The following is a 13,067-nucleotide window of genomic DNA, read 5'->3' as shown; positions in this document are numbered from 1 at the left end:
GTCGTCCTCCTTCGCCGGACGGCCCGCCCGCGCCGTCACAGGGTCGGCGCGGGCGGGCTGCGGTCACATCGGCTCCGCGTCAGGGAGTCAGAGCCGCTGCCACAGGGACGCGGTGTTCGGCGGCTCCCAGCCCACGAGGGACGTGTGGGCCTGGATGCAGCGGTAGCTGACGCCGCCGTACGTCACCTGCGAGCCGACCGAGTACGCGGTGTTCGCCGCCCACGTGCCGCCCACCGGGGGTTGCGTCGTGGTCGTCGTCGGCCGCGTGGTCGTCGTCGGCGTGGTCGTGGTGGTCGGCGTGCCGCCACCGGAGCCGACCTGGAGGTCGACGCACGAGTAGAACGCCATGGGCGTGTCGGCGATGTTCCAGATCGCCAGCAGCTTGATCCGGCCGGTGCGACCGCCCAGGCCCACGTTGTGCGTCACGGTGGCCGCGGGCTGCCTGCCGCCGTCGTTGAACTCGGCGATCCGCGTGCCGCCGACGTAGTACTCCCACGTGCTGGTGGCGTGCCGCGCGGTGAGCGTCCAGTTGAACGTCACGCTGTTGCCCACCTGGGTGGTGGGCCACGCCCGGCTGTCGTCGTTGAGCTGGGCGAACTGGCTCAGCCCCGCGTGGCAGTTGCGCTGGCCCTTCGGGCCTTCCACGCTCTGCGGCTCGTAGACGATGGGGCCGCAGTTGGAGATCCGGCCCTGCGCGCACATCGCTTGCCTGCTGGGCGGCGACGAGATGTAGCCGTGCGCGCTCGCCGTTCCCGCCGACATCACGACGAAGAACGGGGTGATGCCCACGGCCGCCAGTGCCACCGCGAGCTTGCGTTTCAGGCTCATGTGTCCAGCTCCTTCGGAGGAAACCCGGGAGGGGTCTCCAAGGCAGGGTCCATTTCCGCGGCGGCCGGAACACGCGACGCGTGACGAACCGGGGACGGTGCGTCACACCACGCGATGTGGTCTAGACCATAATCGTGAACGTCATCCGGGTCAAGGATCTGAACCGACCGGTCCAGCCGCCCGTAGCCCTCACCGTGAACGCACATCCCGGTAGGCGCGCCACCGCGTTGGCCGCGGCCGTCGTCGCGGCGCTGACCGTGCCGGCGCCCGCCGTCGCGCAGCCGAACGCGTCGGACGCGTTGGCGACGTACGAAGAGCTGTCGCGCGAAGCCGAACGGCTGCACGAGGAACACCTCAAGGCGCAGGACGACCTCAAGGCCAAGCAGGGCGAGCTTGACCGCGCCAACGCCGACCTCGCCGACTCGACCCGGCTCGGTGAACGGGCGAGAGCCGACCAGGAGGCGTTCCGCGGGCAGGTCGACCTGCTCACCGAGGCGTCGTTCGAGGGCGCGCGGTTCACCCGGTTGTCGGCGCTGCTGGTCAGCGATTCGCAGCAGGACTTCCTGAACCGGATGAGCGCGCTCGGCGTGCTCGCCGCGGACAACGAGGAGGCGTTGGGCCGGCTGTCGGCCGCCGTCGACGACGCCGAACGGGCCACGGTCGGCGCACAGGACGCGCAACAGCGCGCGGCCACCGCCGCCGGCGAGGCAGCCCGGATCGTCACCGACCTCGCCGGCCGCAAGACCGCGATGGACGAGCAGGTCGCGGACGCGCGGGCGCAGTACCGGTCGCTCAGCGCGGCCGACAAGGCGGTGCTCGCGGCTCCCGGCGACACGTCGAACGTCGCCGTGCCGCCGGGGGCAGCCGGCGTGGCGTTGAACTTCGCCCTCGCCCAGCGCGGCGAGCAGTACGTGTTCGGCGCCAACGGCCCGGACACGTGGGACTGCTCCAGCCTCACCCAGGCCGCCTACCGCGAGGCGGGCGTGACGATCGGGCGGACCACGTACGTGCAGGCCACGGCGGGTCGGGCGGTGACGAGGGCGCAGGTCCAGGCCGGTGACCTGATCATCTACTACGCCGGCCAGTCGCACGTGGCCATGGCCGTGGACGGCGTGCGCGCGGTGCACGCGTCGACCGAGGGCGTTCCGGTGAAGATCGCCGACATCGACTCGATCGGCCCGATCAGCGCCATCCGGCGGCTGGTCGGCTGACACTGGGCCGGAGGACGTGTTCGACAGTCTGGACGGGGCGCGGGTGATCCGCCGGGACCGGCCCGAGCGCGACGGTCCGCGCACTCGCCGACCTCGGCGCCGTGAGAGTCCACTTCGGACTGGCGGAGATGGCGCTGCTGGGCCGTTCCCGGGGCGCGGAAGTGGCGCGGGTCGTGCTGCCCGGTGCGGGTGACGTGCCGCGGGTCGAGTCGCCGGGGTCGTTCGGGTGGGCCGTGCTCGCGCACCCGGGGCGGTGACGGGGGCCGGCGCGCGACCCCCGTCACCCCATGTCAGCAGTACAGGTTGGCGCCCGCGGGCACGCCGAGGATGCCGACGAACCGCTGGTAGGCGTCGACCCGGCTCTGGACCTGCGCCGGATTGCGCCCGCCGCACTCCAGCGACCCGTTGATGCTGCGGATCGTCTCGCCGAAGCCGTGCCCGTTGACCATCGCGTTGTGCGGGGTCATCGTGCCCGGACCGGACTGGGTGTTCCAGTACCAGAGGGCGGTCTTCCAGGCCACCGAGGCGTCGTTCTGCACCAGCCACGGGTTGGTCAGCAGCGGCAGGCCGAGCGCGTCGCCCGCCGCCTTGTAGTTGAAGTTCCAGCTGAGCTGGATGGGACCGCGGCCGTAGTAGGCCGCCTGACCGGCCGGGCACCCGTAGGGCTGCCCCGCGTCGCAGTAGTGCGGGTAGTTCGCCTGGTTCTGCTCGACGACGTGCACCAGGCCGCCGGTCTCGTGGTTGGCGTTGGCCAGGAACGCCGCCGCCTCCTGCTTGCGGACGGTGTCCGTGCCGGTCTTGGCGAAACCGGGGTACGCGCCGAGCGCCGCCGTGAGCCCGGCGTAGGTGTAGAAGGGGTTCCGGTTCGGGAACATCTGCTGGAACTGCGCCTGGCTCACCACGAAGCCGCCCGGCGCAGGCGTGCTCGTCGTGGTGGTCGGAGTCGAGCCGCAGTCGTGGGGGTTCCAGTACCAGGTGCTGATGATCGGGTCGTAGCCCGGGTTGTCGTGCTCGGCGATGTAGTACTTGCCGTCGGTGTAGCGCACGATGCTGCCGGCGGTGTACCACTGGCCCTGCACCCACGCCGGGTAGTCGCAGGCGGACGGCGGAGGCGTCGTGCCGCCGCACGCGCCCTGGTCGGCCCAGACCGCGGCCGAGCCGGGGGTCTCGTTCTGGGTCCACCACTTGGCCTGCCAGTTGTGCCCGGCGTGCGACGCCGTCGTGCCGCCGGTGTAGACGGCCGACGGTGTCCACGCGGACGCACAGGCGGCCGCGGCGGCGGTGTTGGCCACCGCGACGGTCAGCGCCGCCCCGACCACGAAAGCGGCTATCGCCGCCAGTGCGCGGAATCTCGACACAAGATCACTCTTTTCCGTTCGAGCGCCCTCGGACGTGTGACGGGGGCCACTCAACCGGAAATGGTCTACACCAGTCAAGGCCGAAGGCGAATCATGTCCACATTTGGCCGGATTCCATGGGAGCGCTCACACGACCGTGGACGCGCGGCCGGACGCAGCGCGCGCCCGCCGTGCGGGCGAACGGGTGCGGCGACCTGGGCGACCGCGTTGCATAACTGTGTTGTGGTTCGCCCGTTCGCCGCTCGACCAGGCCTTTCCCGCTCGGGACACTGATCACATGCCGCACATCGAGTTGGACAACACCCTGCCCGGGATAGCGGGCCTGATGAACTACCGCCCCGAGACGGGCCGACCGCTCACCGAGCTCACCGAGGTGCTGTTGCGGGGCCCGAGCGACCTGACCCGCGGCGAGCGCGAGCTGATCGCCACGCACGTCTCCGAGTTGAACAAGTGCAAGTTCTGCGCGGGCTCCCACGCCGCCTTCGCCGCCGCGCAGCTGCCCGAGGACTACGAGCACACGCCCAAGATGATCGCGTTGCTCGACATCGCCACGGCGGTCACCGACAGCGGGCGCGCGGTGACGTCCGAGCTGATCGCGAAGGCGAAGGAGAACGGCGCGACGGACATCGAGGTGCACGACACCGTGCTGATCGCCGCGATGTTCTGCGCGGCCAACCGCTACGTCGACGGGCTGGCCACGTGGGCACCCGACGAGCCCGAGGCCTACCAGCGGATGGCCGACAAGATCGTGCCCAACGGCTACATCTCCATCATCGGCATCAGCTGATCGCGGCGGAACTCCGCCCACCACCGGTTGCCAGTGCGGTCGACCAGCACCGCGCGGAGGTCGTCGTCGGCATACGACTCGACCTCCGCGCGCACCAACGGCCACGGCGGGCCGGCGGGTGACGGCTCGTCGTCGTCACGGGCGTGGGAGAGCAGGACGAACGTGCCGCCGGGCGCGACGAACCGGCGCATGTTCGCGATGGCCGCCGGCCGCACGTCGGCCGGCAGCGCCTGGGCGATCAGCACCTCCACCACCACGTCGAACGCGCCCGACCACTCGACGGGCGGGTCGAGCAGGTCTGCCACCACGAACCGCGCGGCCGGGAACCGCTCCGCCGCCACGCCCACGGCGGTGGGCGAGATGTCGAACCCGACGGTGTCGAAGCCCAACCCGGCGAGGAACCCGGCGTCCTGCCCGTAGCCCGAGCCGACGACGAGCGCGCGCTTTCCCGTGCCGTCCACGCCCTTGAAGCGGTCGAGGATCAGCTGGTGCGGTTCCTCCCGCTGCCACGGCACGTCCACCTCGCCGCGGGCAGCGGCGGCGTAGAGCCGTTCGAACGCCGTGCCCGCGTCCACCGAGCCGAGCCGCCGGATCCGCGCCATCGTCTCGTCGCGCCCCGGCTTGGCCAGGTCGGTGTGCGCCACGATCGCCGGGACCACCACGTCCCAGACGCCCGGCGGCAGCTCGTGACCGCAGTCCTCCAGCAGCAGCAACCGCGCGCCGGGCACCTCCCGCGCCATCGCCTCGCCGTGCCCCGGCGGGGTCAGCGGGTCCACGTCGCCGTGCAGGACCAGCGTCGGCGCCGCGATCGTGCCCAACCGGGGCCGCCACGACTCGATGCGACCGACCTCGAAGTGGTTGGCGCTGGACGCGATGTTCCGCGCCCGGTCGAACACCCGCCCCGCCTCCGCGCGCGCCGCTTCCTCGTCCACCGGCCGCGGCCCGGCGTAGGGCCGTTGCGCCGCCGCCAGGTGCTCGACCACGGCGTCGCGGTCGGTCCAGTCGGGCGCGGCCGGCGCGCCGGCGGCGAAGTGCGCCAGCAGCGCGGGCGACATGGGCGGCAGGTCCGGCGCGTTCGGGCCGGCCGGGCTGGTGGCGATCAGCGTCAGCGACGCCACCCGGTCGGCGAAGTCGAGCGCGAGGAGCTGCGCGAGGCCGCCGCCCATGGAGATGCCGACGACGTTCGCCCGCTCCACCGCCAAGGCGTCCAGCACGCCCACCGCGTCCGCCGCGAGGTCCGTGAACCCGTAGCCCGGCTCGCCCGGCGGGTAGGTCACCGACCGGCCGGTGTCGCGGTGGTCGTACCGGATGACGTAACGCCCGCCGTCCGCCAGCCGCGCGCAGAACCCGTCGGCCCACGACAGCATCGACCCGGTCGCGCCGGCGATGAGCAGCACCGCCGGATCGGCAGGCGTGCCAAACGTTTCCACGCACAGGTCGACGCCGTTGGCCGTCAAGGTCCGCTCGGTCATCCCGCCACCGTAGCGCGGGCGACGAGTTCGGCCTGGCGGAACCGGTCCTCGGTGAACGGCATCGCGACCACCCGGTCCGCGCCCGCCTCGGCCAGCCGTCCGAAGTGGTCCCGCGCCCGCTCTACCGACCCGGTCACGAGCACCTCCCGCGCCTGCTCCTCGGTCAGCCCGTAGTCGGTCATCGACCGGACCCGGTGCTCCACCACGGACTCGGGCACGTCGCCCAGCGCCACGCTCACCCCGACCGTCACCCCGCACACCGGCCGCCCGTGCTCCTGCGCCAACTCCCGCAACCGCGCCAGCCCCGACGACACCGCCCGGAACGGCACGAACGCCGGGTACCAGTGGTCACCGAACCTCGCCGCCCGCCGCAACGCGACCCCGCCGCCACCGCCGACGAGCACCGCGGCATCGCCGCACCCGGCGACAGCACGACGTCCTGCCCGTGCACCGACGCCGCCTCGCCCCGCACCAGGTCGGGCAGCACGGCCAGCGACGCGTCCGTCCGCCGCCCCCGTTCCGCGAACGGCACGTCGACCGCGCGCCACGCCGCCTCACCGTGCGCGTCGCCCCCGCTGCCGACGCCGAGCAGCACCCGTTCCCCGGACAGGTGCTGCAAGGTGGCGACCTGCTTGGCGGCCCACGCGACCGGCCGCAGCGGCAGGACCATCACGCCGAACCCGAGCTTGATCCGATTGGTGGACGCGGCGACCGTCGCGAGCACCAGCGCGGCGTCCAGGAACGGGTTCACCGGAATCAGGTGGTCGCCGTGCCACACCGACTCCAGCCCCAGCCCCTCGGCGTGCTGCGCGTGCTCCACCGCGTCGGAACCGAAGCCCGGCAACGTGATCCCGACGTCCATCACCGCACCTCCCCGAAGGCGGCGCCCAACTCGTCGAACCCTGTCGAACGCACTGGCGGCGCCGCATCCCCTGGTGATCCACCCGAGTTCATGCTCACAGCCTGTGACCTCAAGTTAACTGGAGGTCAAATCCAGGGTTGTGAATGTGCGGCGAGTCACTCTAGAGTCCCTGGGAGCGCTCCCAGGGAGCGCTCCCAGAAGCGTCGTCGTCAACCGTCAGAGCAGACGGAGGAGACCCAAGTCCATGAGATCGCTTCCTTCTCCCCGGTGGCGCCGCCAGGCCACCGCAGCCCTCGCACTAGTGGCGGTGAGCGGCGCGCTAGCGTCCGGAACGGCCTACGCGGCCGACTACGAACGGCTGGTCAACGGCGCGTTCAGCAGCGGCTCGGCCGACCCGTGGTGGGCCAGCGCGGGCGTGTCGAACCGAGTCGTGAACGGCGAGCTGTGCGCCACGGTCACCGGCGGCACGGTCAACCCGTGGGACTCCCTGATCGGCCAGAACGGCGTGCCGTTCGAGGCGGGCCAGTCCTACACGATGTCGTTCGACGCGTACGCCTCGGTCGCCCGGCCGGCGGCGGCGGTGGCCGGTGAGGGCGTCAGCCCGTACCGGCAGATCGCCAAGCACGACGTCGCGCTGACCACGACGAAGCAGCGGTTCACCTTCACGTTCACCTCGGAGCTGGACTTCCCGGACGCGGGCCCCGGCCAGGTCACCTTCCACCTGGGCGCGCAGGCGGCCGACACGACGGTCTGCGTCGACAACGTCTCGCTGATCGGTGGCGTGAAGCCGCCGGGCGGCGACCCGGCCAACCCGCCGAAGAAGATCAACGTCAACCAGGTCTCCTACGTGCCGGGCCTGCCCAAGCACGCGACCCTGACCTCGGACGCGACCACGCCGCAGCCGTGGGCGTTGAAGAACTCCGCGGGCGCCACGGTGGCCTCGGGCCAGACGGCGCCGAAGGGCGCGGACGCCGAATCGGGCGACTCCACGCACCTGATCGACTTCTCGTCGTTCGACACCGCGGGCACCGGCTACACGCTGACCGTCGGCACGGAGACGAGCTTCCCGTTCGACATCGCCACGGACCAGATCAAGAAGCTGCGGTACGACTCGCTGGCGTACTTCTACCACAACCGCAGCGGCATCGAGATCGACGCGCAGTACGTGGGCGCGGAGTACGCGCGCCCCGCCGGCCACCTCAACGTCGCGCCCAACCAGGGTGACAACAACGTCCCCTGCCTCGCGACCATCACGTGCGGCTACACGCTGGACGTGCGCGGCGGCTGGTACGACGCGGGCGTGGTACGACGCGGGCGACCACGGCAAGTACGTCGTCAACGGCGGCATCTCGGCGTGGCAGGTGCTCAACACCTACGAGCGCGCGAAGCTGATCGGCGACGCCGCGGCGCTGGGCGACGGCAAGCTGAACATCCCGGAGAAGGCCAACGGCGTCCCGGACATCCTGGACGAGGCGCGCTGGGAGGTCGAGTTCCTGCTGAAGATGCAGGCGCCCGACGGCATGGTCCACCACAAGATCCACGACCAGAACTGGACCGGCCTGCCGCTGCTGCCCCACCTGGACCCGCAGGCCCGCAGGCTGTCCGCGACCAGCACGGCCGCGACGCTGAACACGGCCGCCGTGGCCGCGCAGGCGGCGCGCATCTGGAAGACGATCGACCCGGCGTTCTCGGCGAAGGCGCTCGCGGCGGCCACCAAGGCGTACGCGGCGGCGAAGGCCAACCCGAACAAGATCGCCGACCCGAACGACGGCACCGGCGGCGGCTCCTACAGCGACGCCACGCTGACCGACGAGTTCTACTGGGCCGCGGCGGAGATGTTCACCACCACCGGTGAGGCCTCCTACCGCAGCGACCTCACGGCGTCGACGCACTTCAAGGGCAAGAGCCTGACCGCCCGCGGCTTCGACTGGGGCTCCACCGGCCCGCTGGGCGACATCACGCTCGCCCTCGTGCCGAACGGCCTGCCGGCCGCCGACGTCACCGCGATCAAGTCGGCGTTCACCACCGTGGCGGACGCCCACCTGTCGCAGATGTCGACCCAGGGCTACCCCGCGCCGTACCGCCCGCTGGAGGGCTACGACTGGGGTTCCAACGGCCTGGTCGCGAACAACATCTCGGTGCTCGCGCTGGCGCACGACTTCACCGGCGCGGCCAAGTACCGCGAGGGCGTGTTCCAGGGCCTGAACTACCTGCTGGGCCGCAACCCGATGTCGTACTCGTACGTCTCGGGCTACGGCGACCAGCCGGTGAAGAACGTCCACCACCGGCACTGGGCGAACCAGCTCGACCCGACCCTCCCGACCGCGCCGCCCGGCGCGCTCTCGGGTGGTCCGAACAGCGCGCTGCAGGACCCGATCGCCGCGCGCCTGCTCGCCGGCTGCAAGGCGCAGAAGTGCTTCGTGGACCACATCGAGGCGTACTCGGTGAACGAGGTCACGGTCAACTGGAACTCCGCGTTCGCGTGGATCGCCAGCTGGGCGGCGGAGAAGGTCACGTCCGCGCCGCCGGTCGACACCACCGCGCCGTCGACCCCGGGCACCCCGGTGGCCTCGGACATCACCACGACGGGCACGAAGCTGACGTGGACCGCGTCGACCGACCCGGAGAGCGGCGTCAAGGAGTACGACGTCATCTCGATCGAGGGTGACGCGCTGCGCGTCGTCGCCACGGTCACCTCGCCGACAGCCACGGTGACGGGGCTGCGGCCGGACACGGCCTACAAGTTCACCGTGGTGGCGAAGAACGGCGCGAACCTGCGTTCGGCCATGTCGCCCCAGGTGAACGTGCGGACCAAGCCGGACGTGGTGGCGGGCTACTGCAAGGTGGTCTGGCAGGCCTCGACCTGGCCCACCGGCATGTCGGTCAACATCACGGTGACCAACACCAGCGCCCAGACCTGGAACGGCTGGAAGCTGGAGTTCACCATGCCGGGCCAGCAGAAGATCTCGCAGGGCTGGTCGGCGGAGTGGTCCCAGTCGGGTCAGGCGGCGTCCGCGACGAACCTGTCGTGGAACCGCACGCTGGCGCCCGGCGCTTCGGCGGGCATCGGCTTCAACTCCTGGGGGTCGGGTTCGACGACGACCAAGCCGACCGACTTCCGGGTGAACGGGAACCCCTGCACCGTGGGGTAGTCCCACAAGAACGGACGGTCCGGCACCACGGACCGACCGCATGACCGGTGGCGGGCTCCCCACGGAGCCCGCCACCGGTTCGTTTCCACAACCTCGCGTGTCGAACGCTCAGGTCCCGCGTGTCGAACCTTCAGGACCCCCGAGTTCAACACTCGGAACGACCGACGCCCAACTTGAATGTTGAATTCAGAGGACGTGAGCGTTCGACACGCGGGCGCTGAAGGTTCGACACGCGAGTGGTTCACGAACCGCCGATGGCGTCCCGGGAACGGCGCTCCACCGGCGGCGGGTCGACCACGACCTTGACCACGGTCTTCAGCCGTTCCAGCGGTCCGCGCGGCGGCGGCGCGGCGACACGTTCCCGCAGCAGCGGCAGGCCTTCGCCCTCCAGCGCGTCGAGCCCGACCGCACGGCCGCTCATCGCCAGCACGAGCGACTCGGCGTCGCCGCGCACCACCGCCCCGCTGCCGGACACCCAGCCGGTGTCCTCCGCTTCCAGCCGCAGCCCCGCCAACCGGGAGCCCACCGCGTAACCCGGTGACGGTTTGGCCGCCAGGTGCTGGAACGCCACCCACAGCCGGTCCTCCGGCATGTCCCGCCCGATGCCGAGCGGCACGCGGATGTCGTAGTCGTGCAGCAGGATGTCGGCCAGCACGGGGTCGTAGCCCGAGCGCGGGATGGTGGTCTTCGACGTCGCCCACCGGCGCAGCCTGGCGGCGATCTCCGAGGTGGGCATCCGGGCCGCCCGGGCGGTGAGCTCACGGTTGAGCCGGTCGAAGTCGGCGGCCATCGTGACGATGCCGTAGTAGATCTTGAGCTGGCCGAACCTGAGGTAGGTGATCAGGTGCGCGCCGACGTCGTGCACGGTCCACCCCGTGGACAGGCTGGGCGTGGCCAGTTGGCCCGGGTCCAACCCGTCGAGGAGGTCCGCCATCCGCCGACGCTCTTCAACGAGCATGTCGTGGACCTTCATCCGTCCACGCTAGGGGGTGCGGTCGAGCACCCTCTTATCCGGACTTGCGGACTTCAACGCCGCCAGCAAGCGTTCCGGCGCGTCACGCAGCACGTTGTGCCCGGAGGCCCACGCCTCGACCTGCCAGCCGGGGTCGTCGCGCAGGCGTTCGTAGGTGGTGGCCAGCGGGCTGTCCGGGAAGTCCGCCATGAACAGGTACCGGCGGTCGGTCACCCGGTCGACGGCGCCGGTGATCGACGCCCGTTGCAGCAGCGTGGCCAGCGGGTGGGGCGTGGCGCGTTCGTCGAAGATCGGCAGCGGCGCCATGGCGAACCCGTCGCCCGCCGCGCCTTCGACGTACCACTTGCGCCAGTCGCCGTGCACGATGTCGTACGCGGACTCGCCGTCCCGCGGCACGAACGCGTCCACGTACAAGAGGGTCCCGACCCGCTCGGGCACGCGGTCCGCCACGCCGGTGATCACCATGCCGCCGTAGCTGTGCCCGACGAGCACGACGTCGCGCAGGTCGTGCCGCTCGAACAGGTCCAGCACCTCGGCCACGTGGTCGTCCAGGTTGACCCGCCCGGTGCTCAACGTGACGGCGTGCACCTCGTGGCCCTCGGCACGCAGCCGTTCGGAGATCGGGTCGTAGTACCAGCCGCCGTGGCAGGCGCCGGGGATGAGCACGTAAGTCGTCATGGACACCACGCTAGAAGCCCTTTAGGACATAGGATGTCCGTGATGACGATGCCGGGGAGGATGCTGCGCCTGCTGTCGCTGATGCAGGGCAGGCGTGACTGGACGGGGCCGGAACTGGCCGAGCGGCTCGGCGTGACGGACCGGACGGTGCGCCGCGACATCGGGCGGCTGCGCGAGCTGGGCTACCCGGTGGACGGCACGACGGGCACCGCGGGCGGCTACCGGCTCGCGTCGGGCCGCAACCTGCCGCCGTTGCTGCTGGACGACGACGAGGCGGTGGCGGTGGCCGTCGGCCTGCGCACGGCGGCGGGCGTGCACGGCATCGAGGAGTCGTCCACCAGGGCGTTGGCGAAGCTGGAACAGGTGCTGCCCGCCCGGCTGCGGCAGCGGATCGGGGCGGTGCGGGACGCGATCGCGGTGATGGCGGTGAACGGCCCGGTGTCCGACCCGGCGGCGCTCGGCGTGCTGGCGTCGGCGTGCCGTGACCACGAGGTGGTCGCGTTCACGCACCGCGGGCAGGAGCGGCGGGTGGAGCCGCGCAGCCTGGTGACCGCCTACCGGCGCTGGTACCTGCTGGCGTACGACCCGGCGCGGGAGGACTGGCGGACGTTCCGGGTGGACCGGATGGACGCGCCGCGCGCCACAGGCCGTCGCTTCACGCCCCGTGAGCTGCCGGAGGACCCGGCCGCGTACGTGGCGCGTTCGCTGACCACCGCCCCGTACCGGTACACCTGCACGGCGGTGGTCGACGCGCCGGCGGCCGCGGTGCGATCACGGCTGGTGGTGGCGTTGCCGGGCCGGGTGGAGCCGGTCGACGACCAGACGTGCCGGGTGCGCTTGGGCGCGAACGAGATCGAGCACGTGGCCGCGGACCTGCTGCTGCTCGGCGCTCCCTACGCGCTCGACGCGACGCCCGAGGTGCTGGACGCGTTGCGCGCGGTCGGCGCGGGGCTCACCGGTAGGCGTCCTGGCCGACCGGGCGCACCAGGATCTCGTTGACGTCCACGTTCGGCGGCTGGCTCACCGCGTACAGCACGGCGCGGGCCACGTCCTCCGGCGCGAGCTTCGGGTCGCCGGCGCGCGACGGCGGGATGCCGCCGGTGTCGGTCAGGCCGGGCTGCACCAGCGTGACGCGGACGCCCGTGCCGACGCACTCGGCGCGGATCGCCTGCGCGAGCCCCGTCACCGCCCACTTGGTGGCCGAGTAGAGGTTCCCGGGCCGCACCCCGCGCCCGGCCGCCGACCCGGTCAGCACCAGGTGGCCGGCGTGGCGCATCAACGCGGGCATCGCCGCCCGTGCCGTGAACGCGGGTCCGCACACGTTGGTCAGCACCATGTCGCTCCACTCGGCGGGCGGCGCGCCGTCGGTCGAGGTGAACGAGGTGGTCACGCTCGCGCCCGCGTTGGCGAACACCACGTCGAGGCTCCCCCACTCCTCCTCGACCTGCCCCATCAGGGCCGCGAGCTGCTCGTACACCCGCACGTCGCACGAGGCCACCCACACCCGGTCGGGCCCCCCGAGCCGGGCCGCCAGTTCGGCCAGGCTCGCCGTGTCGCGGGCCGTCAGCACCAGCCGGTACCCCGCCTCGGCGGCCAGCCGCGCGGTGGCCGCGCCGATGCCCCGGCCGGCCCCCGTGACCAGGAATACCCCTTGTCCCATGACCGGAGGTTACCGCTGGTTAGATCAGATTCACCGGTTCGGAGCAACATTTGAGCCACTCGGGGCGTCGTAAGAGGCGTATCCAC

General features: G+C 71.8%; 13 protein-coding genes and 2 pseudogenes. 6 read left to right on the top strand and 9 right to left on the bottom strand.

Annotated features, from left to right (window positions below):
• Positions 1 to 87 precede the first annotated feature (87 nt).
• Complete coding sequence (locus ADK67_RS35280; RefSeq protein WP_053720890.1) at positions 88 to 828, bottom strand: lytic polysaccharide monooxygenase; 741 nt, start codon at positions 826 to 828, stop codon at positions 88 to 90.
• Positions 829 to 962: 134 nt separating this feature from the next.
• Between ADK67_RS35280 and ADK67_RS35275 the strand changes: the two genes are divergently transcribed.
• On the top strand, positions 963 to 2,039 hold the full coding sequence (locus ADK67_RS35275) for a C40 family peptidase (protein WP_082404269.1): 1,077 nt from the start codon (positions 963 to 965) through the stop codon (positions 2,037 to 2,039).
• A 101-nt stretch (positions 2,040 to 2,140) separates the two neighbouring features.
• Positions 2,141 to 2,296: a hypothetical protein gene (locus tag ADK67_RS51555; protein WP_157621145.1), complete on the top strand. Its 156-nt coding sequence runs from the start codon at positions 2,141 to 2,143 to the stop codon at positions 2,294 to 2,296.
• 33 nt (positions 2,297 to 2,329) lie between these two features.
• On the opposite strand, the gene ADK67_RS35270 is transcribed toward ADK67_RS51555, so the two are convergent.
• On the bottom strand, positions 2,330 to 3,397 hold the full coding sequence (locus tag ADK67_RS35270; RefSeq protein ID WP_053720889.1) for a glycoside hydrolase family 19 protein: 1,068 nt from the start codon (positions 3,395 to 3,397) through the stop codon (positions 2,330 to 2,332).
• A 277-nt stretch (positions 3,398 to 3,674) separates the two neighbouring features.
• Here ADK67_RS35270 and ADK67_RS35265 point away from each other — a divergent pair, with 277 nt between their 5' ends.
• A complete protein-coding gene (locus tag ADK67_RS35265) occupies positions 3,675 to 4,184 on the top strand; it encodes a carboxymuconolactone decarboxylase family protein (protein WP_053720888.1) in 510 nt (169 codons plus the stop codon).
• On the opposite strand, the gene ADK67_RS48370 is transcribed toward ADK67_RS35265, so the two are convergent.
• The 4 genes and pseudogenes from ADK67_RS48370 to ADK67_RS54860 form a co-directional block, all read right to left on the bottom strand.
• On the bottom strand, positions 4,157 to 5,656 hold the full coding sequence (locus ADK67_RS48370; protein ID WP_063797837.1) for an alpha/beta fold hydrolase: 1,500 nt from the start codon (positions 5,654 to 5,656) through the stop codon (positions 4,157 to 4,159). The genes ADK67_RS35265 and ADK67_RS48370 overlap by 28 nt on opposite strands.
• Positions 5,653 to 6,060: an LLM class flavin-dependent oxidoreductase gene (locus ADK67_RS54870; protein WP_269436102.1), complete on the bottom strand. Its 408-nt coding sequence runs from the start codon at positions 6,058 to 6,060 to the stop codon at positions 5,653 to 5,655. Before ADK67_RS54870 ends, ADK67_RS48370 begins: the two co-directional genes overlap by 4 nt.
• A 77-nt stretch (positions 6,061 to 6,137) precedes the next feature.
• A pseudogene (locus tag ADK67_RS54865) lies at positions 6,138 to 6,518 on the bottom strand (LLM class flavin-dependent oxidoreductase); the annotation flags it as partial.
• Positions 6,519 to 6,866: 348 nt separating this feature from the next.
• Positions 6,867 to 6,992, bottom strand: a complete 126-nt coding sequence (locus ADK67_RS54860) for a hypothetical protein (RefSeq protein WP_269436104.1) — start codon at positions 6,990 to 6,992, stop codon at positions 6,867 to 6,869.
• Between ADK67_RS54860 and ADK67_RS54100 the strand changes: the two are divergent.
• Positions 6,934 to 7,758: pseudogene (locus tag ADK67_RS54100) on the top strand (cellulase N-terminal Ig-like domain-containing protein); the annotation flags it as partial. The gene ADK67_RS54860 and the pseudogene ADK67_RS54100 sit on opposite strands and share 59 nt — an antisense overlap.
• The gene (locus ADK67_RS35250; protein WP_231648498.1) at positions 7,739 to 9,670 is read left to right on the top strand and encodes a glycoside hydrolase family 9 protein; all 1,932 of its coding nucleotides are present in this window, start codon (positions 7,739 to 7,741) and stop codon (positions 9,668 to 9,670) included. The pseudogene ADK67_RS54100 and the gene ADK67_RS35250, both read left to right, overlap by 20 nt.
• Before the next feature lie 241 nt (positions 9,671 to 9,911).
• Here ADK67_RS35250 and ADK67_RS35245 read toward each other — a convergent pair whose 3' ends face one another.
• Positions 9,912 to 10,643 carry a maleylpyruvate isomerase family mycothiol-dependent enzyme gene (locus tag ADK67_RS35245; protein ID WP_053720887.1) on the bottom strand — a complete coding sequence of 244 codons (732 nt, stop codon included), beginning with the start codon at positions 10,641 to 10,643 and terminating at the stop codon, positions 9,912 to 9,914.
• Between the two features lie 9 nt (positions 10,644 to 10,652).
• The gene (locus ADK67_RS35240) at positions 10,653 to 11,321 is read right to left on the bottom strand and encodes an alpha/beta fold hydrolase (RefSeq protein WP_053720886.1); all 669 of its coding nucleotides are present in this window, start codon (positions 11,319 to 11,321) and stop codon (positions 10,653 to 10,655) included.
• 42 nt (positions 11,322 to 11,363) lie between these two features.
• On the opposite strand from ADK67_RS35240, the gene ADK67_RS35235 reads away from it, so the two are divergent.
• Positions 11,364 to 12,320, top strand: a complete 957-nt coding sequence (locus ADK67_RS35235; protein WP_053720939.1) for a helix-turn-helix transcriptional regulator — start codon at positions 11,364 to 11,366, stop codon at positions 12,318 to 12,320.
• Here the strand turns inward: ADK67_RS35235 and ADK67_RS35230 are convergent.
• Entirely contained in the window at positions 12,274 to 12,981 is a 708-nt protein-coding gene (locus ADK67_RS35230) for an SDR family oxidoreductase (protein WP_053720885.1), read from the bottom strand. The genes ADK67_RS35235 and ADK67_RS35230 overlap by 47 nt on opposite strands.
• Positions 12,982 to 13,067: the final 86 nt, after the last annotated feature.

Origin of the sequence: Saccharothrix sp. NRRL B-16348, assembly GCF_001280085.1 — a bacterium.
Classification (GTDB): Bacteria; Actinomycetota; Actinomycetes; order Mycobacteriales; family Pseudonocardiaceae; genus Actinosynnema.
Note: the sequence above shows the minus strand (reverse complement) of the source record. Positions and strands in the feature narration are given on the sequence as shown.